General features: G+C 58.1%; 25 protein-coding genes. 5 read left to right on the top strand and 20 right to left on the bottom strand.

Going from position 1 to position 19,510, the window contains the following annotated elements; all coding sequences use genetic code 11:
• The first annotated feature begins 278 nt into the window (after positions 1-278).
• From FEZ61_RS22190 to FEZ61_RS22180, 3 genes are all read left to right on the top strand, one after another.
• A complete protein-coding gene (locus FEZ61_RS22190) occupies positions 279-1,769 on the top strand; it encodes an AAA family ATPase (protein WP_082900358.1) in 1,491 nt (496 codons plus the stop codon).
• Positions 1,770-1,774: 5 nt separating this feature from the next.
• Positions 1,775-2,698, top strand: a complete 924-nt coding sequence (locus FEZ61_RS22185) for a hypothetical protein (RefSeq protein WP_156522272.1) — start codon at positions 1,775-1,777, stop codon at positions 2,696-2,698.
• A gap of 951 nt (positions 2,699-3,649) precedes the next feature.
• A complete protein-coding gene (locus FEZ61_RS22180) occupies positions 3,650-4,255 on the top strand; it encodes a hypothetical protein (protein WP_064306993.1) in 606 nt (201 codons plus the stop codon).
• Between the two features lie 56 nt (positions 4,256-4,311).
• Here the strand turns inward: FEZ61_RS22180 and FEZ61_RS22175 are convergent, their stop codons facing one another.
• From FEZ61_RS22175 to FEZ61_RS22165, 3 genes are all read right to left on the bottom strand, one after another.
• Complete coding sequence (locus FEZ61_RS22175) at positions 4,312-4,503, bottom strand: hypothetical protein (protein WP_064306994.1); 192 nt, start codon at positions 4,501-4,503, stop codon at positions 4,312-4,314.
• Between the two features lie 76 nt (positions 4,504-4,579).
• A complete protein-coding gene (locus FEZ61_RS22170) occupies positions 4,580-4,810 on the bottom strand; it encodes a hypothetical protein (protein WP_064306995.1) in 231 nt (76 codons plus the stop codon).
• A gap of 109 nt (positions 4,811-4,919) precedes the next feature.
• Positions 4,920-5,552, bottom strand: a complete 633-nt coding sequence (locus FEZ61_RS22165; protein WP_173150425.1) for an SOS response-associated peptidase family protein — start codon at positions 5,550-5,552, stop codon at positions 4,920-4,922.
• Positions 5,553-5,809: 257 nt separating this feature from the next.
• On the opposite strand from FEZ61_RS22165, the gene FEZ61_RS22160 reads away from it, so the two are divergent.
• Positions 5,810-7,501: a molecular chaperone HscC gene (locus FEZ61_RS22160; RefSeq protein WP_064306997.1), complete on the top strand. Its 1,692-nt coding sequence runs from the start codon at positions 5,810-5,812 to the stop codon at positions 7,499-7,501.
• A gap of 8 nt (positions 7,502-7,509) precedes the next feature.
• Positions 7,510-9,159, top strand: a complete 1,650-nt coding sequence (locus FEZ61_RS22155) for a J domain-containing protein (protein WP_064306998.1) — start codon at positions 7,510-7,512, stop codon at positions 9,157-9,159.
• Positions 9,160-9,301: 142 nt separating this feature from the next.
• On the opposite strand, the gene FEZ61_RS22150 is transcribed toward FEZ61_RS22155, so the two are convergent.
• The 17 genes from FEZ61_RS22150 to FEZ61_RS22070 form a co-directional block, all read right to left on the bottom strand.
• Complete coding sequence (locus FEZ61_RS22150) at positions 9,302-9,718, bottom strand: hypothetical protein (protein ID WP_064306999.1); 417 nt, start codon at positions 9,716-9,718, stop codon at positions 9,302-9,304.
• 7 nt (positions 9,719-9,725) lie between these two features.
• On the bottom strand, positions 9,726-10,454 hold the full coding sequence (locus tag FEZ61_RS22145) for a hypothetical protein (RefSeq protein ID WP_231893020.1): 729 nt from the start codon (positions 10,452-10,454) through the stop codon (positions 9,726-9,728).
• A 111-nt stretch (positions 10,455-10,565) separates the two neighbouring features.
• Complete coding sequence (locus FEZ61_RS22140) at positions 10,566-10,808, bottom strand: DUF1654 domain-containing protein (protein ID WP_231893021.1); 243 nt, start codon at positions 10,806-10,808, stop codon at positions 10,566-10,568.
• Positions 10,809-10,929: 121 nt separating this feature from the next.
• Positions 10,930-11,220 carry a hypothetical protein gene (locus FEZ61_RS22135; RefSeq protein ID WP_064307002.1) on the bottom strand — a complete coding sequence of 97 codons (291 nt, stop codon included), beginning with the start codon at positions 11,218-11,220 and terminating at the stop codon, positions 10,930-10,932.
• The gene (locus tag FEZ61_RS22130; protein ID WP_064307003.1) at positions 11,217-12,353 is read right to left on the bottom strand and encodes a toprim domain-containing protein; all 1,137 of its coding nucleotides are present in this window, start codon (positions 12,351-12,353) and stop codon (positions 11,217-11,219) included. Before FEZ61_RS22130 ends, FEZ61_RS22135 begins: the two co-directional genes overlap by 4 nt.
• A 136-nt stretch (positions 12,354-12,489) precedes the next feature.
• Positions 12,490-13,287, bottom strand: coding sequence for a hypothetical protein (locus FEZ61_RS22125; protein WP_064307004.1), 798 nt, complete (start codon positions 13,285-13,287; stop codon positions 12,490-12,492).
• Positions 13,288-13,701: 414 nt separating this feature from the next.
• The gene (locus tag FEZ61_RS22120) at positions 13,702-13,842 is read right to left on the bottom strand and encodes a hypothetical protein (protein ID WP_156522273.1); all 141 of its coding nucleotides are present in this window, start codon (positions 13,840-13,842) and stop codon (positions 13,702-13,704) included.
• A gap of 211 nt (positions 13,843-14,053) precedes the next feature.
• On the bottom strand, positions 14,054-14,347 hold the full coding sequence (locus tag FEZ61_RS22115; protein WP_064307005.1) for a hypothetical protein: 294 nt from the start codon (positions 14,345-14,347) through the stop codon (positions 14,054-14,056).
• A 148-nt stretch (positions 14,348-14,495) separates the two neighbouring features.
• Positions 14,496-15,143, bottom strand: coding sequence for a hypothetical protein (locus FEZ61_RS22110; RefSeq protein WP_064307006.1), 648 nt, complete (start codon positions 15,141-15,143; stop codon positions 14,496-14,498).
• 62 nt (positions 15,144-15,205) lie between these two features.
• A complete protein-coding gene (locus FEZ61_RS22105; RefSeq protein WP_064307007.1) occupies positions 15,206-15,502 on the bottom strand; it encodes a hypothetical protein in 297 nt (98 codons plus the stop codon).
• 267 nt (positions 15,503-15,769) lie between these two features.
• Complete coding sequence (locus FEZ61_RS22100) at positions 15,770-15,910, bottom strand: hypothetical protein (RefSeq protein WP_156522274.1); 141 nt, start codon at positions 15,908-15,910, stop codon at positions 15,770-15,772.
• Positions 15,911-15,968: 58 nt separating this feature from the next.
• Complete coding sequence (locus FEZ61_RS22095) at positions 15,969-16,220, bottom strand: hypothetical protein (protein ID WP_064307008.1); 252 nt, start codon at positions 16,218-16,220, stop codon at positions 15,969-15,971.
• Positions 16,221-16,409: 189 nt separating this feature from the next.
• Positions 16,410-17,294: a hypothetical protein gene (locus tag FEZ61_RS22090; RefSeq protein ID WP_064307009.1), complete on the bottom strand. Its 885-nt coding sequence runs from the start codon at positions 17,292-17,294 to the stop codon at positions 16,410-16,412.
• Between the two features lie 68 nt (positions 17,295-17,362).
• Positions 17,363-17,860: a hypothetical protein gene (locus tag FEZ61_RS22085; protein ID WP_064307010.1), complete on the bottom strand. Its 498-nt coding sequence runs from the start codon at positions 17,858-17,860 to the stop codon at positions 17,363-17,365.
• A gap of 58 nt (positions 17,861-17,918) precedes the next feature.
• Positions 17,919-18,260 carry a hypothetical protein gene (locus FEZ61_RS22080; protein WP_064307011.1) on the bottom strand — a complete coding sequence of 114 codons (342 nt, stop codon included), beginning with the start codon at positions 18,258-18,260 and terminating at the stop codon, positions 17,919-17,921.
• 283 nt (positions 18,261-18,543) lie between these two features.
• Complete coding sequence (locus tag FEZ61_RS22075; RefSeq protein ID WP_064307012.1) at positions 18,544-18,807, bottom strand: hypothetical protein; 264 nt, start codon at positions 18,805-18,807, stop codon at positions 18,544-18,546.
• Positions 18,808-19,006: 199 nt separating this feature from the next.
• Complete coding sequence (locus tag FEZ61_RS22070; protein WP_064307013.1) at positions 19,007-19,462, bottom strand: hypothetical protein; 456 nt, start codon at positions 19,460-19,462, stop codon at positions 19,007-19,009.
• Between the last annotated feature and the right edge of the window lie 48 nt (positions 19,463-19,510).

Below are 19,510 nucleotides of genomic sequence, written 5' to 3'. Positions count from 1 at the left end.
GATATGATGAGGACATGCTAAGGAGCAGCGTGACGTAGATGCGGCGGGTTTGCGCCCACCTAGGGCTCGTTCAGGTGGAAGGCAATGACCTGATAGTCTTTGCTACCTTTGGCCTGCCGATCATTGGCTCGGTAGTTCCGAATCGGCTAGCGCTTTCCTGCCGGCGTAAGGCAAGCCCAATATATTCGATTTAACGCAGGACGAAGCCGTACAAATAAATCAATCCAAGCAATGAATAAGCACTACACACGAGACATCGAACACTTAAGGAGAAACAGTTGATCAGGTCTTTTCTTCATGAGCGACGAGAAATTAAACTACATCGTTCTAAAACTATAAACCTCGGAAGAGACAGCCTATATCAGGCCAACTCGATGACGTTATTGGTAGGGCCAAATGGCTCAGGCAAAACAGCTTGCCTGTTCTCGCTTATGAATCAAATCCTTTCTGGCGACAGAAAAGCGCATGACAGTGTTGCCTTCGATCATCCTGAAGAAAAATATAAAACGTGCATAATTTACTATACGCCAGTTCCATACCTGAGAGAAACGCCGGTTTCAGACCCTCACTTAAAGATGCTAGTACCACGGCCATCTAAACTGGCCAAATCTCTTACCGATACTGAGACACGCATAGCGGAGGAACTTAAACAAGAATTCAAAATAAATATCCTATCCTATTTAAAGCTTGATCCGATTACAGATCGCGACATAGAAAACCTACTAACCCTAATCGCCCGAAGAAGGTTTATTCAAGACTCTTTATTTGTGGAGATCCAGAACGAGTATGATTATTTAGAGCATGTCCATTTAGAACTACGTGAAACGAAAGCCACCTACGACAGCCCAGAGTTTCTCAATCTTAGGAGTAAACAAGAACACTTAAGATCTAAATTTTTAACAACATATAAAGCGTTAGCAGGAGACGACTATGCAATAAGGTTAAGGGCATATGTTTCCGCAAAGAGGTCTTGCAAAGCCAGTCTTGGCGGAGATCTTCAGCTATTAGAAGATCTGGGATTTACGATAAGCATAAACCGGATTAAAAATATATCTCAAAGAAGAACCAAATCAAGAACGGCTTTTAGATCAGCGATTGGCACCCTGCGCCATGTATCAAGAATACTAAGAGATAGAACTTTAGAGAATGACTTACATGAAATAAATCATAGTCAACACGCCCTATTACATCACATTGACATATCGAGAGTTGGCTTTACTAAGTTCAACCAACTCAGCTCAGGAGCCGCGGCCCTATTCGATCAGTTCGCGAGCATAACGCAGGCAGTTGCCGATCTGGCTCCAAATCCAAAAAATGAGCATCTACTGCTTTTAATAGACGAAGGCGATGCATTTTTGCATTTGAAATGGCAGCAGCATTACATAAATTATCTAGATAAGACCATTGCCAACATAAAACTTTGGTTTAAGACAGTCCAGGTTATTGTCACCACGCACTCCCCAGTGTTGATGTCAGATTTTCCGAGAGAGTTTGTTGTAAATTTAGAAGACAAGGATAGCATAAAAAGAATTATGGATATTCCACAAGACAGTGATCAGCCAACCTTCGGTGCTCCAGTGGAGACAGTAATGCGCGAAATTGCCAATGCTGGCACTATAGGTAGCTTCACAGCGAAGATTATTAGGGAGCTAATCGATAGGATTCGAAATGGCGAGGAAGTGTCGCCTAGCCAGATTTCTGTAATCGGTGATCCTGCGCTGCGTAAGCAGCTTATGGCAATGCTTAATGAACAGATTAGAAAAGATTAACAGCCATGCTTATAAATATCACAGATTGCTGGCCAAGAAAGATTCAGGAAAAACATGATAAATATATCAAGGACGTTATTAAAAAAAGTGAACCGCATTCTTGCGTTCTACTTGATCACTTTATAAGGGACTACGGAGGTGAAATAGCTCTTGCACCTGCAGATCGACTCAAAGCAATAATAATTGATATAGAGAGCCGCCTTGTAAAGCTGAGTGACGAGGAAAGAAATAATTTCCATATGGCGTGCAAAAAAACTTTCAACTATAGCTATTTTTCTAGCAAATCGAAGCCAGGGTGGAACGCTTATGCGCTCTGTAGCGGTGCGATATACAAACTTTGTCCGTACTGTCAGCTTACTAATATAGATACAATAATCTCAACCTCGTCTGAACTTAGCCTAAGACCGCCGCTCGACCACTTTTATTCACAAGACTACTATCCTTACCTCTCACTCGCTTTGTACAACCTGGTTCCAAGCTGTCATCCCTGCAACTCAAGCTTAAAGTCAACGAAAAATTTTTTTGAAATACCTCACTTACACCCTTACTGTAGCACTGAAAGCGTATCCCATAAACTCGATGTAGATGACTACTTGAGCTATCTAATGGCTGAAGGTATTACAGCAACTCCAAAGGTTATGATCTCTGCACCCGACTCTGAAAACATTAATTATGCAGAAGCAAGGAACTCCATCAATACGTTCCTTATGGAAGAGCGCCTAGCGAAACACCAGGAGGAGGTTTCAAAGCTGACCTCCCGTCTGCGTATCTATCGGCCGGAGCGCATTCCGGAACTCGAGAAGGTTTTTGGATTAGGCTTTTTTATAACCGCTGAAAGGACACTTTTGGATTTTTGTAGGTCTGACTATAAGAATGAGCTACTCGGCGTTGCTAAGAAAGACATGTATGACCTGCTTTGGAAGAAGTAGGAGATAATTGTCAGGTCTTCTTAATTTCCTTTAAGAATGAACTGATGATGGCGAAGAGCGGCTATCACGCAAAACCCATATCCAATTTAACATAATTATGATTATGCGAATTAGAAAAATATCCCGCGCTAGGTTCGGAAAGTAGGAAATTTCAAAACGCGGCATTTTGATTTTCAAACCGCAGTCAAAAGCTAAGTCAAGCTTTCGCTTGCGCACACCATTGGGCCTGAAAGCTATTCCAAGCATGAAGCATAGACACTGTTATGCGAGGTCGACGCGCGCCGCGGCAGGGTGCCCGGACGCGCATTTTACGTCCGGGCGCTGACATCAACTCTGCTCGTGAGCTTCGTCTGCGGCGGATTTGCCACAGTCGTCGCAATCACCCAGGTCCGCTTCGTAGGTCGCGTTCGCCGTGACGACCTCCGAATCTGCTCCTTTGGATCGGCGATCGCTGTAGCAGTCGTCACAAAGATTTACCGTGGGGTACTGGTCGGACGTCCGCTCCGAACCCATGCTGCCGTAGACCACACATGTTTTCATACTGTTACCTCTGGTTGCTGCCGGCGGTGCCGGCGGGGTTGCCCATGAGCGCGCGTCGCTCTATCGGGATGATATTACTTCGGGAGAGCGGTGTTCGCTGCCCAAATTCGGATACACTAGGATTTTGCAATCAATTGCAATTTCGCAGGGATCGCTTTGAATATCAACCGCTTCAAGTCTTGGTGCAGTCGGAACCGTATATTACTATCTGCCACATGCACTGCTGTTCCTTTGATTATAGGCTTATACTTTGAGCGAGGCAATATAAAGCAACTTGGCCTTCCTCTAAGTGTCAATGACGTAATTCAAGCCCTAGGCCAATTCGCAACAGTAGGGGCGTTTTGGGTTGGTTTCAAACAACTTAAAAAGGCCAATGAACAAGCCAGCGAGCAGGCTGAGAAAGAGCAGCAGATGGTATTCATGAACGCTGCACAGTCACAGATCAGCAAAATGTCCTGGGTGTTGAGCCAGGTTTCTGCAACAGACCTAAGAATCACGGGACTATGCGATTTTGTCAGCACGATGGCGAATCTTGGAGGCAATTTTCATGGGATTTACGAAGATCTTAGGGAAGGCCCTGAAAAGCGTGTGCTTAGAATCGCTTGGCAGGACATGTTGTGGAACGAGTTAAGTCCTAAACTGGAGCAGGTAACCCTCACCGGCTTGATCAGGGATTCAATAAGTCACGGGGACCTAACTGCAGCCAACGTCAACGCTGCAGAGATGCAGTATCGCCACAGATACCTAGACGAATACAAAGAATATTTTAAATCCGTAAACATGCTGGATGTCTGTGCCATCGCTCTGCCCACAGAATTACGGAGGCTGCTCGAAAAAGAGAACACAACGTTTATGCTCTTCAGAATGTATTACTTTGATGAAGAGTACGTTAGTGACTACTGCAAAGACTTAGTAAGCCAGCCAAATTATAGAGCTCACGTTCCGACTATTGCGGCGATTGGTTACTACTTCTCCAATCCTCGAACCCCTTACCTTGACGACCCAGATCCTATATAAAATTACAGCGCATCCCTTGAGATCTGAGCAGCTGTTGAGCCCCTGGCCCTCAGATTTCAAATTCCAGAAACCGGGGCGTCCTCATCAAGCTCTCGAAGGATCCGCTCGGCAATCACCCAGCCATCCCACCATTCGATCGTCTGGACGGTGTTGTTCGGGTACGGGCAGGGGTCGCCCAAGCCGGCCAAGTAGTCTTGGTAGCCGCGGCGGCGTGGGGTGAGCAGCGTCGTCTGTCGGAGATCACGCATGGCTACTCATTCCCCAATATCTCCGAACGGCTTTGGCTCGCTCAAAACTCGATATAGAAGATAGGCCGACGGGGAGCTAAGACATCTTGTGTAGCAGAACAACGACTGCCATCGGAATCAAGGCCATGGCGGAGCCGATGCCCAGCGGGAGCCAGAAATACTCGGCCGATCGCCAAGCTGGTTTGGAGAGCATTTCCAGGTTCTTCCGGTTTATTTCGGCCGTATCTCTCATGGATTGGACGATCATCCGCTGCATTTCTACCTGGAGACGCCGGGACTCAAGCTCCAGGTTCTCTCTCTCGCTCATGATCAAATCTCGCTGATTCGCCTGCGTACTCACGGTAATGCTACCCCTTCCCAGTCAAACCGGCACGGCATCGCTCGCAGCGCCGGTGGACACGAGAGGCTGGGAGCGCTCAAGCCGCCTGGAGGCGGTCCGGGGGATACTGGCGCAGGAAGCCCGTCGAGGCTTCGGCCGATGCCATCAGCCAGTCCTTGATCGACCCATTCGGCAGTATCGCCAGCATCCGTTTCTCGTCCTCAGGCCGGTGGTAGTTCTTCATGAAGGGGTGATCGTCAGCGTTGACGGTCAGCATGGTGAAGCTGAAGCGCCCCTTACCGTCGGGATCGCTCCATTCCTCCCACAGGCCGGCAATCGCCATCAGGCCGCCGTCAGCGCGCTCGATCCGTGTCGGCAACGCTTTCCCGCTACGCCAATCTGGCTCATAGATCGCCGCCGCTGGAATGATGCAGTGCTGGGCCCTCTTCCAGGCCGTGCGAAAGGAGTTCTTCGTGGCGGCCGTTTCCGAGCGGCAGTTGTAGGTGCCGCGCCCGAGCTTCCTGTCCTTTGCCCAACCAGGCAGCAAGCCGAACTGGCCTACCGAGATGTCGTACTCCGGTGCGCCATCCTCCTCCCCCTCGACTGTGTTCAGCCGGACGAAGGGCCCCATGTAGAGGGGCCATAGCTCGCCTTGGTATTGCTCGTCGAAGGGCGCGCCAAACGCGCTTTTCAACCGCGCCGGCGTCGGCGCCTCATAGTGACTGCACATGCCCTGTCGCCTCCGGGAAGTCCCACCTGGTGCTGCTGGCCTTTCGGCCGCGCCACACTGTTTGACCGGATGACCGCGCTGCGTTCCCGAAGACCGCCTGCGGGCTTACTGGCCCAGGTGAAGCAAGCACCTTCGCCGGCCGCTGACGCCCCGCTCGGAACGCGCGATCGGCTGATTCTTTACCCTCCAGGTGGTAGCCGTTCTAATAACGGCCTTTGACGGGACCTGCGCGGGTCCGCATAGCGCAAGGAGCGAGCATGATCATCGGCATAGACCTGGGTACCACCAACAGCCTGGTCGCCGTCTGGAGCGGCGAAGTTGCCCAGCTGATCCCCAATGCACTGGGCAAGGTGCTGACCCCAAGCGTGGTTGGCCTGGACGACAATGGCCAGCTGGTGGTTGGCGACATCGCCCGCGAGCGCCTGCAGACACATCCGCAGATGACCACCGCCTTGTTCAAGCGCTACATGGGCAGCGCGCAAGAAACGCTGCTAGGGCACCGGCCGTACCGCCCGGAGGAGCTTTCTGCGCTGGTCCTTCGCAGCCTCAAAGAGGATGCCGAGCGCTTCCTGGGCGAGCCGGTGACCGAAGCGGTGATCAGCGTGCCGGCCTACTTCAGCGATGCCCAGCGCAAGGCCACCCGTATCGCCGGCGAGCTAGCGGGACTGAAGGTGGAGAAGCTTATCAACGAGCCTACGGCCGCCGCCCTCGCCTATGGTCTGCACCACAAGGAAGAAACGACCTTCCTGGTGTTCGACCTAGGCGGCGGGACCTTCGACGTGTCGGTCCTCGAGCTGTTCGAAGGGGTGATGGAGGTCCGCGCCAGCGCCGGCGATAACTTCCTCGGCGGTGAAGACTTCGACGACGTCCTGGTCGCGCACTTCCTGGCGGCGCCGGCGGCCGCGGGCCTGTCTGACGCCACCACCGGCGCGCTGGCGCAGCGCCTGCGCCGTGAAGCACAGCGGGTGCGGCACCAGCTCGGACAGCAGCCCCGGGCGCAGTTTGCTATCCACGAGCACGGCCGTGAGTGGAGCCTGGAGATCACTCAGGATGAGGTGATGGCTCTCTACCAGCCGCTCCTCGATCGAATGCGCGCCCCGATTGAGCGCGCGCTAAGGGACGCACGGATCAACGCCGCCGATCTGGATGAGGTGCTGCTGGTAGGCGGCACCACCCGTATGCCCTTGATACGCCGCCTGGTCGCCGGCCTGTTCGGCCGCTTTCCGTCGATGCAGCTCAACCCCGATGAAGTCGTGGCCCAGGGCGCCGCGATCCAAGCCGCGCTCAAGGCCAGGCACGCCTCCTTGGACGAAGTGGTGCTGACCGACGTCTGTCCCTACACGCTCGGCATCGAAACGACGTCAGGCGATGACCTCCGGCGGGAATATGGGATCTACCTTCCCATCATCGAGCGCAACAGCGTAGTCCCAGTCAGCCGGGTCAAGACGGTCTCCACGCTCGACGACAATCAGACCGCGGTGAAGCTCTGCATTTTCCAGGGCGAGAGTCGGCTGGTGAAGCACAACATCTACCTGGGCGAGCTCGAGGTACCTGTGCCACCGCGCCGGGCGGGTGAGGTGCGAATCGAGGTGCGCTTTACCTATGACAACAACGGGCTGCTGGAGGCAGAGGCACACGTGCCGCTGACCGGCGAGAGATTTAGCCTGGTCATCGAGAACAACCCGGGCGTCCTGAGCCCGGAAGAGATCGCGCAGCGCCTGGAAGCGCTTTCCGCCCTCAAGGTGCATCCTCGCGATCAGCAGGTGAACAGCGTGCTGATGGCCAGGCTGGAGCGCCTGTATCAAGAAAGCCTGGGTGACCTCCGGGAGCGGGCCGGCGGCCTGGCGCAAGATTTCCAGCGAGCGCTCGACACCCAGGATGAGCGCGTGATCCGCGATGCCCGCAAGTCGCTGGCGGAGCGGTTGGATCGTCTCGAACGACGTCTCTGAGGCCAGGCATGAAACTTGACCTGTTGGAGCTCTCCCAGGCGGCCACCGAGCGGGATCTCAAGCGCGTCTATGCGCGTCTCCTGAAGGTTCACCGACCCGATACGGATCCGGAAGCCTTTCAACGCCTGCGGCAGGCCTACGAGTGCGCGTTGGCAGAGCTCAGTCGGCCGGCAAGCTTGGACGAAGGGGCCAAGGCCACTCAATGGGTGTACTCACCCTCCCCCGCAGCAGCGACGCCGGTCGATCCTGTGCCTAAGATGGACGGCACTCCGCTGGCCGCACCGGTCCAACCGATCCAGCGCGCAGCAGAACAACCGCCCACAGAGCCTTCCCTCCAGCGCCTATCCGAGCAGCCACTTCCAGACGCCACCAGTCGCCTCGCCGGGTTGCTCAAGGGTGACCTCACCCTGGCCTGGGAGACAGCCAGGCGCGAAGGCCTGGAGGCTGCTTTTCAGCGACAGCTCCTGCAGCGGTGCTTGAACAGCGCTGACCTGCAAGCCCTGGCCTGGGCGCAAGCCAATCTCCACTGGCTGACCCTGGCCCAGCCCGACTACCTGGGTCTGCGTGAGGAAGCTGTGCTGGCCAACCAGCTCGCCCTCCAGGTGCTTGACCAGATGCGTCAGGCCCTCGCGCAGGGCCTCGAGACGCAGGCCTATAAGCAGCTTCGTGTGGCCTTGGAAAGCGACTGGCTGCAACCACTCGACCGCCGGACCCGGTTCCAGGCCGACGTGTTCGAGCTATTGGAGAACGACGGGCACTGGACGCCGGCTTTCTTTGATCGGGTATGCGCACTCAATGTCTGGAGCGAAGAGCGTGGCCACCTGCCCTGCAGCGTCAAGCGCTGGGCCGTGATGGTAGGGCGTTGCCATGCTTACGCACTGGAGGCGAGCTTGCGCGACCAGCTCGCCGCGCCGGCGAAAACAGCCGGGCAACGGGCAGCGTGGTTCCTGCTCGGCGACCTGGACGACCGCCGCCGGCGACAGTGGGCCGATAGCTTCACGACAGAAGACTGGCAGGCCTGCATAGCGTTGGAAGAGGACATCGCGTCCTTCTCCCAGATACCAGCCGCTCTGCAGCAACCTTACTTCGCGGAGTGGCGATCCTGGATGCCACGCGGCTACTGGCGCTGGGGCTACGTCTACCTGTGGGCGATGCTGTCCCTAGCGCTGACCATCATGCTGATCGCCAACCCGGAAAAGACCCTCGGCGAAAGCCTCGGGATACTGCTCGTAGCACCGCTAGCGGTCGTGCCCCTGGCGTTTGTGCTGCCCGCCACCTGGCTCATGCGCCTGTGGACGGACCTATCACGGCTGCTCGCGCCAGCAGATGTCGCAATGAGCGCCAGGATGTTGCCACGGCGCCTGACTCGAAGAGGCAGCGGCGTTTTGGTGCTGCGCCATGTGTTTCCCAGCCTGCTGCCCGCGGGGTTTGTCTGGATGTGGGGACGCGCCGTACCCATGCTAGGCCCGGTAATGGCGTTGGCCACCGTACTGGGCGCTATGCAGTTCGCCAACGTCGTCACCCGAGGCGCCTCACCCGTAGCTTGGATCGAACGAGGCCTGCATCAATTGCTGCAGAACCGCCGTCGAGCGAAGCAGGTGCTCGCCCTGGGCGCAGGATTGGCGCTTATGGTCGCGGCACGGCTGTTCATTGGCTAAGCGACTGCGGGACATGCTGCGTCGTTGAGGCGCGTTCAAGCTCAACCAGATTCGATCGCGCCGCTGACGTGCGGGCCCTCCATTCGGAGGCCTCGCTGGGTGACGCCTCACCACCTATCGATCGCCGGTCGCCGCCCTGGAGTTACCTGATGAACCTAAGCAGGTCAGGTCCGTCGATGCACAGTCCAGTACGCATGCTGGTGAACTCACTGCTTTTGCCAAGCAGATCCATCTGAGCATTGCCCTTGCTGGAGTCGTGCCCGTAGAAAAAGATTCTTTCGGGCCGACCGCGAGCGTCCCAGTCGATCTTGATGATCTGCAGGCGGTAGATACGCTGCTCCCCCCGCCGCTGAATCAGGCTGCCTTGCTCAAAGCCTGCTTGCCCGAGGGCCTGGTGGCTGATGCCCTGCATGACCGCGTAGGAGTTGGCCAACGCGGCGACCTGCTCCTCTTCCGAAGCGTCGCGAATCGTTTCCCACAGCGCCGGCTCGACGGCGCGCACCATCGCGAGCAGCTCCGGCCGTAGCTTGGAAAGGTATCGCTTGAGCCCTGCTTCCATGGATCCTTCAGTACCCCTGTCTCTGGTATACGGTGATCGCGAGCAGACCCGACTGGTCCAACGCGGGCCTCGTCACGAGCTGCCAGCCCGCCATGCTGCCAAGGTACCGCACGCCGTCCTGGTTACCGGCGTGCCGATGCTGCTTATGCCGAAGTACCTCGGGAGGAAGCGTCACTTCGCGATTCAGGTCACGGACTACCCGGGCCAGTCGTGGGAAAACGTTCTCCGGCTTGCACTCACCCTTCGTCTCGTCCAGGTACTCGACAAGGGTGTGATGGGTCAGATAGATCTTGCCGAAGACTGGGTTCTCCACCGACGGCTGCGGAGGGGGTGTTCCATCCCATTGCACGCAGAAGGCAAGATGCTCCTCGCGGGTCCAGGGCTTGTTCTTCTCGACGCTGATGCCGCTCAGGCCGAAGAACTGAGTGCGCAGCGCGTTCGACGTCTCGTAGAGCTCGCCCTTGGAGCTGTCCGAGAGCAGCAGGCGCTTCACCGCGCCGCGAGACACCACAAGCTTAAGGTTTCCGCAGGTACGCTGGTGGCCGGCCAGCTCGAATTGCACGAGGGCGCACCACAGGCCGTAGAGCTCGATGAAGTCGAGCACGTTGTCGCCCAGGTCTCGGCTCAGGTGGATCTCGATCCGGCGGAAGAAGCGGTCGTCGCCATTGAACAGGACGTTATAGACGCCTGGCACGTCCGTGGCCGCAGTGCTCACTTTGCAAACTTTATAGGTCATCGTTTGGATCTCGGCAGGTAACTGGAACCTAGTCTCCATGCCTTTTGAAAATTGCAAACGCCGATTCTAGCGCGGTTCTGGGTCGAACCTGCCAGCGCGTCATACGATCACTTAGAACTCGTCGTAGCTGACCTTCCAGAACAGGTCGACGCTACCGTCATCGCGATGGGCAATGATGACGCCCTCCATCTCGCTGATCGCCTCGAGCAGCTGATCCCAGTCCTGATCTCGCGCGTCGCGTCGCTCAACGTGGACGTGCTTTTCTCGGACGCCAGGCGCACTCATGACTTGCCTGTGAACCCGTGCGGCGAGCTGGTCATAGGGCGTCAACGCCGGCGGTGAGGTGCGGGCCATCTCCACAGGTCCCATGGGGCTGTTCTTTTATACAGTATTAAACGGACCAGCTACCTGGCAACCGGCGCGTGCCTTGCGAGACGAAAGGCGCCCAGGCTGATCGCCAGACGAAAAAAAAGGGTCAGCGTGCGCTGACCCTTTCAGGATGCTCGGTCTGACCGAACAAGGTGTTGATGATGAGTTGTGCTTCTGCCGCGTAGGGCCCGAGGAAGGTCAGTGTGGCGCCCTCCTCTGCAGCCTTTACGTGCAGCAGGATCCGGTACCGGCCGTAGTGCTCCCGGTACCGATCCCTGACCAGCGCGCGGTACTCCTCCGGGCCGCCGGCAAACGTTGCCGGTGGCGCGAAGGGGTCGATACCGTGGCTACCTGGTGCCGTGGGCACAATCCGCGGATCGAAGAGGTAACTGCTCACGCAACTGCCCTCCTCGCCGACTGCGGAAAGCCCATCCGCCCCAGTTGCAACAGCACATCATTCCAGTCGACGCCCTTGGCCCCTTCCGGAATGGGAAGCGGCGGCACGAAGACCTGCAGCTGGATGTTCCGCTCCCAGAGCCGCTTGCGCAGCACCTTGGCAGCTTCCTCTCCACGACCTGACCGGTCCTTGTCGATCCAGATGCGAACGAGCTTGGTCGACGGCCCAGGCTCAAACGCTTCCAGCAAGGTGGCGCTCACCGCCGGGTAAACCCGAACAGCAAGATCCATCCCTGTTTCGATCGCAAACGCAGTCTCCAGGCCTTCGCACAGGTCGACGACCGGGGCATCCCACTGCCCGGTGCAGATCGCGCCACCGGTGACCTGACGATCACTGGGATAGGCGCACATCTTCTTCGGGTTCTCCACCGGTGCCTTCTCGCCGCGGGCGGTGAGAAAGTGCCGGTGCAGGGTGATTGGCATCTTCGCCTTCGAGACCTTGGCGACGATCGCCGGGTACTCGCCTTCAAAGCGCCCATCTTCGTTGTGGCTGGCCAGGCCCCGGTGAAACCGCACCGTGCCTTCGAGGCCGCTGCGATCCCAGATCAGGATCTTGCGGCTGGCCAGGTACAACCGCGCGGGCTCGGCATCAGGATGAGTCAGCGGGATGGTCTCCGCCCACATCTTGTTCAGCCGGTTGCGCAGCATCGTGTCCTCCTCCGCCTGCTTCGCGGCCGCGGCCTCGCGCCGGGCTTGAAGCTGGGGCAGGCTCTGCCGGTTGACACGCTCCTGCACGTTCTCGTCATCGGTAGAGCGGATATCCAGGCGGTCACCCACCAGAGATACCGCATCAGCGAAGTCGATACCCTTGAGCCACTGCAGCAGCGCGAAGCCATCCGGGAACGCACCGCAGGTGTTGCAGATACCGCCGCCGGACTCGTGAAAGTCCTTGCGGAAGAAGCGGAAGCCATCGCCCTTGCGCCCAGTCTTGCCGTGCACAGGGCAGGCGACATGGCGCCCCACCTTGCTGAATGCGCGTGCATCGATCTCAGGGCATAGATCTTCCAGGATGGAATCCCAGCCCCGCACCTTTGCCGCGTCACGCACCACACTCGCTTTCAAATTTCTCATCATGGACCTCCAGGTAAAGCCCAGCACCGGGGCTTCCCGAAACCCCCGAGACGGGAGCTTGGGGAAGCCCCGGCGCTGGGGAGTGGTCCAGAGAGACTTCGCCCCCAGAGGGGGATAAGCCCCCCTGGGGTTGGTTGGATCAGGCTGCCTGCCGCAGGCGCGGTAGGGACAGCGAGTTGAGGTACTGACGGGCAGTACCGATAGCTTCGTGAATGAGCTCGCGGCCGGCGCAGCAAACGCGCCGACCTTCCGGAAGCTCTACGCCGTAGACGTGCTTGCCGGCGAGAAGGATGTCGCCACCCTCCTCTTCACTGGTGACCAGGTAGACCTTGGCCTCCAGTGCGCAGAAGCGCAGATCGCCCTTCAGGACCTGAGCAACCCGCTCATCAAACTCCTCGTTCGTGGTCTCCGACTCGAACGGGTCGTAGGATTCATCCTTGAAGGCGCTGAGCTCCACACGAAAGCGATCGAGCTTGAAGATCCGCAGATCCTCGGTTTCCTCGATGTAGCACTCAGAGAGCGAATAGCCCATACGCGCTAGCATCGCCCCGGTGGACACGACATCCTCCTCCAGGGCCTTCATGAAGCGGTAGAAGGCTACCTTGTGAGTTGGGCTGCCGTAGACGTCCGCGGCAGTGCCTTCGACGCTGCGCGCAGACTCACTCAAGGACGTCGACCGCTCGTGTACATAGCGACCTGGACCTCGAGACAGCGTGAGCTCCTCGTCCTGGTCAGCGTTTTCCTTGAGCTCGCTCCAGATCGCCGGAAGAATCTCCGGTACCAGGCGCGGGCCAAGCTTTTTGATGTCGAGCGTACCGGTGAAGCTTGCGCCGTCTCCCTGGCAGTAGCCGAGGGAGAAGCGCACGTCGTCAGACGGATAGCCAAGCTTGTCGAGCTGGCGGGCCATCATGGTGGTAAGCGCGGTGGTGATAGACATTCCTGGATCTCCGGTAAGCGCGGAGTCCGGCCCCGGCGGGGACGAAGCCCGCGCGGGTTGAGGGTTGGCCTATCAGAACGAAAGGCCGGTGCTGAAGAGCTCAGCTGCTGCATCGCGAAAGCGCACCATGGCGCCATCGAGAATCCACTGTGGGCTGCCTGATGGGCACTCCGCAGTAGACTCAAGGCAAGCCCCGCCGTGTGGGCGGGGACTCGCTTGAGTGATCGCTTCAGAGAAGCAGATCGAGAACGACAATCACCAGATTGATGATCTCGGCCATGGTGCACCTCCTGGTTGGGAGGGACCCTGCCCCCATCGGGAGCATAAGTCCCGTGGGGAAAGGCCTTGCGGCCCGCTGATACGTCTATCGGTGAAAGCACAGCCTCCCGGAAGAGAGGCTGGCCAGGATTACGCTCAAGCCTTGCGGGCTTGCGCCTTTACCGCATTGATCGCGCCCCGCAGGGGTGCGAAGTAGATCGCCGGCGCCTGCTTAGCAGCGCTGACGAACTCAGCAGCGAAGGTTTTGAAGAAACGCACCAGGTGATGTCGGAACATGGTCGGCTCCTCGCCAGTACATGTCCCGAGCATACGCCCGGGCTGGTGCCATCACAACGGCTTTGTGCCACTGTTTTGGTGGCAGTTTTGCAGCTGTCGCCACTGCAAAGTGACACCGGTTATAGCCCCGCGTAACGGAGCGAAGTAGATGCGCGGCGCCTCGCGGGCCGCCGTGATGAACTCCGCTACCGCTCTTCTTACCTTCGAGCCTTCAGTGATCATCTTTGATCTCCTTGAATGCCTTCCAGGACGTGAAGCCCAGGTAGGACAGGAACAGCAAAGCATCGACCACCAGGATGGTGTGCTCGAGGAAGAACAGCACCGTGAGCGTGAACTCAGCGACGTTGTACTCCCGCAGCTTGTGCACCAGGTATCCCAGCAGCACCGCCGGCATGGCGACGATGAGGAAGATGCCGGTACCGACCAAGCTATGGCCGGCAAAGTGCATCAATGGGTGGTACCAGGGAACGCGGACAGCAGGGTCTTTCTTGCTATGGTCTCCCATAACAGGCCTCCATCGAAAATGCAGAGACCCCTGCCCCACGGGGACAGAGATCCCCGCGGTGGGTTGAAGTGCTGAAGGAAGATGCTCAGCTACATCGTCTTCACCGATCGCATGATCGCGTGAAAGATTCTTACAGCGCGGCCTGGATTCAGGCGGCGGCCACAAACATCTCGGCAGCCAACTGGTCGAGCAGGTTGCCCTGATAATCGATCCAGTTCAGCAGTGCCTCAGCTAAAACACCCGAAAATCCTATGGCCTTCGCGCCGCTCACTAACTCGATGACGAGGGCAGAAGGGAGGATGTCCAGAGCGTAGGGCCCAAACTCAATGCGCATGGGCGAGACCTCACACGGTACGCCCTCAAGCTCATCGAGTTTTTCATCCACGGCTTCCATGACCTGCGCCATCGCTCCCCTCAACATCTGCAATCGCATGCTTTGAGGTTGTTCAATGCTGGAGGCGAAGCGAAGCAACTCCTCGAGCATCACCGACGGCTCAGGAATCCCGGCCGCGGCATTCGGCACGAAGTGCCAGCAGTGCACAAAAGCACCGCGCTCGCTTCGGGCAACGACGGTTAGGTCGTCGAACTCGATGTCGTCATCCGGCGCCCTCTGCGCAGCCCTTACGAACGCGCTTTCCTCACGCGTCACGCCAAAAGCGTTGATGCAGTCACCGAAGGTCAGCCCTCGTTCGACGGCCGCCTGCAGCAGCTGTTTGGCGTCGAGCGCGCGCAGCGATTGCACGAGCTTCAGGGCATCCGCTTCGGCACAGGGACGTACCGCGTTTTTGTGATTCATGGTCTAGCTCCTTGGTAGAGCCAGGCCGTGTCCCTACCGGGACTAGGCCCGGCTGGGTGAGGTTATGAGTAGATGATGCGTTCGATGGACACGAGCGGTATCAGGGTCTGCTTGAGCAGCTCCATTGGCGTGTCGACGATCAGCACGTGATCGCCAAGGGCCTCAGGGAACAAACACAGCAACGTGCGCCCATCCGTAAGGCGGGCGCGAAAGCTCGTGTGGACATCCACCTCTCCTTCGGCAAAGTTGATTCTGGCCCAGGGATACACCTGGCAGAGCCGTTCACGCTCAACGTCGGAAAACGTCGAGACGAAGCCTGAGTAGAGATAGTTCGCAAGGTGGGGTGCGGTGACTTCCATGGTCTCTCCGGTAGAGGGCGAGACCAGTCCCTGCGGGAGAGCTCCCGCCAGGGTTTATCGATGTGCTGATAGAGGATCAGCTGCCTTTCGACGCGGCCACCATTGGCCACGCTGAAACCGCTTTGCAAAGGCCTGCTTTGCGAAACGGTTTCCGATCCGTCGATCCAGAGCCACGAGGGCCCTGCATCGACATCGGCGTTCCCAGCAAGAGGAACGGGTGCAGCGGCGCAGGCAAGCCTGGACCGCCGCTGATGTAGAAGGAAAGCTCTATTTCTCTGCCTGGTTCGCCTTCCGGATCAGATCGTCCGTAGTGCTCGACAGCAGTCTCCACAAAGCCACGGCGGGCGCCCAGTAGCCGTACATGGTCTCTCTTGCGCCGCGCTTGAAGCCACGAATGAACTCACTCATAGCTGTTTCCTCTGGTGATGTCCTATTAAAGGGCTGCCAGGCAACCCATCAATTGATCTTAGTCTAGGTTCTTGCACGCTTTGATGGTGGATTTTATCACCCACCACAGAAAAAACGCACAGTCACCGTAGAGAACCGCTTTTTCGAGCACTGTAAGAATAGGGACGAGCGGCTTTCCGTAATCCAATGTGCCGACCTGGTGGGTAAACCAAGCGAGCAGCAAGGCGGCCGAAGCCAGGATCAGAAAGAACAGCACCCCTACGAGCACGTGGGCGACGAATGCGCCCAATAGACCTATTTTTTTCAACATTGTTATCTCCGGTTGTGACGGGATAACAACGCCCCGACGGGGTTGTTAAACCCCGTCGGTTTAGTAAGTGCTGGTGGTACCAGCTTTTCAAAACAGACCACCATGGGTCTGCCTGAAACCGCTTGAGCAAGCTGCTCTTGCCGAAGCGGTCTCTGCCCCCCTCCGCCAGGCTGGTGGGGGGCGAGATCGTCATGCCGCGAGTCGATAGGTGCCAGGCGCGACGCGCTCGAAATAGCGCTCGTCCTGGACGACCTGCCGAATCTTGGCCTCCCAATGGTTGTTCGCTCGGGTAGCCGCGAAGGCCTCGAGCTGCGTGTTGATCTCCTTGAGGTGCAGCGTCTTGCCACCCTGCAGCAACCGACGCACTGCGGCGCGCCAGGTGATGCCTTGCATGGCCTGAGCGCGCTGCTGGACCTTGGCCAGGAAATGCAGTGAACCGCGCTCCTTGCGAAAGACCAGCAGCTTCTCGTGCGCGATGCGTACGACGTTGCCGCCATAGGTTCGCCGGTCAGACACGCAGTTGTGCTGCGCCTTGATCAGCTCATCGATCAGCTTGCCGGGCGCGACCCGCTCCACCAGCGAGGAGAGATTGAAGTACTCCCCCTGCCGGCGCAGGTTGCCCATCAAGATGCCGTAGGTACCGCCGCGCTCCATAGCGTCGTGGATGTTCATCAAGGCCAGCTCCAGCGCCTCCACGAACTCCCTCATCGCCATGCGGCTCATGTCCCACCGGTTGGGTTCACCCCAGACGTTCCCGCTGTACTGGATCATGTCCAGGTACGCCGGGTGCCAGAAGCACGAATGTGCCTCCTCGCCCAGGAACGTCTGCAGATCATCCAGCAGCAGATTGAAGCCCTGGTGCAGGTCGGTACCTTTGAAACGCAGCCCCATCTCCTGAGCCACCTCGACCGAGGTGCCTCCGCCAATGCTGGGATCGAACGCCAGGCCGTCCTTGCGCCGGTGATAGGTGGCGAAGAAGCCCTGGATGACGTGACCACTGCAGTTGCCGCGGTAGCGGCTGTTGCCCCACGGCCCACGGTCCGGGAAAGACAGGATCGAGTTAGGGAATTTCATGATGTGCTCCAGTTGAAGGAGGCACACCCCCTATCGGGGGTAATGCCCCGATAGGGTTGAGTTGTTGTTCAGCCTTTTGGAGGCACGTGGCTGAACGCCGCCAAAAGCTCGGTGACATCGGTGGGTTTGCACACGATGCGCTGGACGTAGAGATCGAGGCTACCCACCGAGACGCAGGTCTCCGGTTCCTCCTCGCTATCGAAGTCGCTATCGCCATCCTGCAGGAAGAAGAGATTGATCGGGCTGTCTGCCTCGACCAAGACCTCTCCGTCGTCGTTGTAGCGAACCAGGACATTGACCGTACCGGTTTCGCCTTGCTGGGCTACCGTCAGGGACCAAGGCTGCTGCGTACCGACGCCACCGCTCAGGATGAATGGATCCAAGCTGTGCGCCGCAGGAATGCGTTGAAGGTCCTCGACGATGCCGATATTGAACCGCTGGACCGCCAACGCTCCCATGCCGTCCATTAGGAACCGCCTGGCGGCATCTTGCATGTCGTAACCGACAGCTTGATTAACCAGTTTGAAACCGCGGGAAACGAGCGAGCAGGTGTAGGTGAGTTTCATGACTATCTCCGAGAGTAGGAGGTGGTCATGCCCCGAGGGGGACATGGCCACCCAGGGGTTAGGAAACGCAGACGCTGCGACGGGCAACCGCCGAAGCATCGAAGCAAAGGTCGTCGACGGCCTGAGTCGTGAGACTCCAGGCCGAGACAAGGCACCGGGGCTTGCCGAACTGATCGCGCGCCGGAGTGCGCCACAGCGGTAAGGCCATCACGTACCGGCTGCCATCGAAGAAGCCGATGATGGAACCGGCCGCCGATGCCCGCGGTGCGATGTGGCGAAATAGCCGTTTGCCGAAGGGAGACACGACGAAGCGACTCGCCGCGTCGACCGTGCTCGAACCAGCTACCTGGGCAGATACCCGGTAGTCAGCCATTTCAAACGTGCAGTGGTAGAGGTTCATGCCGATCGCTCCAGAGTGAAGCGAGGCTATGACCCTGCAGGGCCAGTAGCCCCGCAGGTGGGTGAGATGCTGACCAGGTCAGCTGAGGAATCTGCCACCGCACATGCGGGGACAGAAAAGATCGCTTTCGCAAGCTGGGCTTGGGAAAGCCATCTCGAACGGATCAGGATGGGTGCTGGGCTGCCAGCTCAGGCGTCGATGCGCGCTCCGACTATAGCGAAGCGGCTGGGCCGACGCCAGCAAAGCCCTCCTCTGGACGCCGAAGCGACCAGAGGGGGAACGTCTACGCAGCTGCGTAGCGGTTGGGGCTGAAGACCCGGGCGCGCCCGCGCTCGTAGTACACCAGCAGGTCGTCGAAGCGATCACCTCGCTCTCGAACCAGGGTGAAGCGCGGCCGCCTCCCGGGCGCCACCTCGCGATGAAGCTCCAGAACCGCACCGTCCGAAAGCTCCCACAGCAGGATCTTCATGGTATCGGTGGTGACGCTCGCGCGTCGGCCGATCTGGCGTGGTCCCAACAGCCTCGCGGCTTGAAGAATGATGGTCATGCATTCACCTCGGAAGAGGCGGGCACGCACGCCCCTAGCGGGCATGGATGCCCGCTAGGGTTGAATTTCAGAACACGCCGGAGAGGACGCGCTGAATTAGCCGATCACGCTCATCACGCGATCGGGGTATTGGGTGTAGCTGCAGCCGGCGCTACGCATGAGAGGCAAGGCCTCCTGCACGCGCACAGGCGCGCCAGACCTACCGCGTTGCGAGATGCATCAGGTCGTCGACGCTGTCGATCTGTACCAGATCGGGCGTAACGTCTTTGACATGGATGCGGTCGTTGCCGGTGGGCACGACGAGGGTCTTCAACTCGCCATCGTCATACAGGCATAGATCGTAGAGGTGAACCTCATTGAACACCTTTACGCGCGCTCCGGCCGGCAAACCAGCGGTTTGGATGAGAGTGGGCATGCCGTCCTTCAAAAGGACAGCGACACCAAATCCCTCCCTTTTAACGCTCAACCAGGAATCCGGGTCGGCGCCGCCTGCGTTCAGGTGGTTCTCGATGAGGTCGTCGATCTCCTTGGAGGAAAGCGGGTCGACCTCACCGTCGTTACTGGCCATATCCACCAAAGGCGCTGGATGCTGGCCCTCGTGCAGCTGCCAGAAACGCAGAGCGGCGATGAGGGTGTGAAGGGTACGTTCGTTCATGGTCTGCTCCTTGAAGCGAGGCCATGATCCCCACGCGGGATCATGCAG

The sequence above is a fragment of the Pseudomonas sp. MS15a(2019) genome, from assembly GCF_013277805.1.
GTDB classification, from domain to species: domain Bacteria; phylum Pseudomonadota; class Gammaproteobacteria; order Pseudomonadales; family Pseudomonadaceae; genus Chryseomonas; species Chryseomonas benzopyrenica.
The sequence above is the reverse complement of the archived record's forward strand: the minus strand, read 5'-3'. Positions and strand labels throughout refer to the sequence as shown.

Excerpts from the sequence above, each read along its gene's own strand:
- FEZ61_RS22185 (WP_156522272.1), top strand. The coding sequence starts at position 1,775 with ATGCTTATAAATATCACAGATTGCTGGCCAAGAAAGATTCAGGAAAAA.
- FEZ61_RS22180 (WP_064306993.1), top strand. The coding sequence starts at position 3,650 with ATGGTATTCATGAACGCTGCACAGTCACAGATCAGCAAAATGTCCTGG.
- FEZ61_RS22175 (WP_064306994.1), bottom strand. The coding sequence starts at position 4,503 with ATGCGTGATCTCCGACAGACGACGCTGCTCACCCCACGCCGCCGCGGC.
- FEZ61_RS22170 (WP_064306995.1), bottom strand. The coding sequence starts at position 4,810 with ATGAGCGAGAGAGAGAACCTGGAGCTTGAGTCCCGGCGTCTCCAGGTA.
- FEZ61_RS22165 (WP_173150425.1), bottom strand. The coding sequence starts at position 5,552 with ATGTGCAGTCACTATGAGGCGCCGACGCCGGCGCGGTTGAAAAGCGCG.
- FEZ61_RS22160 (WP_064306997.1), top strand. The coding sequence starts at position 5,810 with ATGATCATCGGCATAGACCTGGGTACCACCAACAGCCTGGTCGCCGTC.
- FEZ61_RS22155 (WP_064306998.1), top strand. The coding sequence starts at position 7,510 with ATGAAACTTGACCTGTTGGAGCTCTCCCAGGCGGCCACCGAGCGGGAT.
- FEZ61_RS22150 (WP_064306999.1), bottom strand. The coding sequence starts at position 9,718 with ATGGAAGCAGGGCTCAAGCGATACCTTTCCAAGCTACGGCCGGAGCTG.
- FEZ61_RS22145 (WP_231893020.1), bottom strand. The coding sequence starts at position 10,454 with ATGACCTATAAAGTTTGCAAAGTGAGCACTGCGGCCACGGACGTGCCA.
- FEZ61_RS22140 (WP_231893021.1), bottom strand. The coding sequence starts at position 10,808 with ATGGCCCGCACCTCACCGCCGGCGTTGACGCCCTATGACCAGCTCGCC.
- FEZ61_RS22130 (WP_064307003.1), bottom strand. The coding sequence starts at position 12,353 with ATGATGAGAAATTTGAAAGCGAGTGTGGTGCGTGACGCGGCAAAGGTG.
- FEZ61_RS22125 (WP_064307004.1), bottom strand. The coding sequence starts at position 13,287 with ATGTCTATCACCACCGCGCTTACCACCATGATGGCCCGCCAGCTCGAC.
- FEZ61_RS22120 (WP_156522273.1), bottom strand. The coding sequence starts at position 13,842 with ATGTTCCGACATCACCTGGTGCGTTTCTTCAAAACCTTCGCTGCTGAG.
- FEZ61_RS22115 (WP_064307005.1), bottom strand. The coding sequence starts at position 14,347 with ATGGGAGACCATAGCAAGAAAGACCCTGCTGTCCGCGTTCCCTGGTAC.
- FEZ61_RS22110 (WP_064307006.1), bottom strand. The coding sequence starts at position 15,143 with ATGAATCACAAAAACGCGGTACGTCCCTGTGCCGAAGCGGATGCCCTG.
- FEZ61_RS22105 (WP_064307007.1), bottom strand. The coding sequence starts at position 15,502 with ATGGAAGTCACCGCACCCCACCTTGCGAACTATCTCTACTCAGGCTTC.
- FEZ61_RS22100 (WP_156522274.1), bottom strand. The coding sequence starts at position 15,910 with ATGAGTGAGTTCATTCGTGGCTTCAAGCGCGGCGCAAGAGAGACCATG.
- FEZ61_RS22095 (WP_064307008.1), bottom strand. The coding sequence starts at position 16,220 with ATGTTGAAAAAAATAGGTCTATTGGGCGCATTCGTCGCCCACGTGCTC.
- FEZ61_RS22090 (WP_064307009.1), bottom strand. The coding sequence starts at position 17,294 with ATGAAATTCCCTAACTCGATCCTGTCTTTCCCGGACCGTGGGCCGTGG.
- FEZ61_RS22085 (WP_064307010.1), bottom strand. The coding sequence starts at position 17,860 with ATGAAACTCACCTACACCTGCTCGCTCGTTTCCCGCGGTTTCAAACTG.
- FEZ61_RS22080 (WP_064307011.1), bottom strand. The coding sequence starts at position 18,260 with ATGAACCTCTACCACTGCACGTTTGAAATGGCTGACTACCGGGTATCT.
- FEZ61_RS22075 (WP_064307012.1), bottom strand. The coding sequence starts at position 18,807 with ATGACCATCATTCTTCAAGCCGCGAGGCTGTTGGGACCACGCCAGATC.
- FEZ61_RS22070 (WP_064307013.1), bottom strand. The coding sequence starts at position 19,462 with ATGAACGAACGTACCCTTCACACCCTCATCGCCGCTCTGCGTTTCTGG.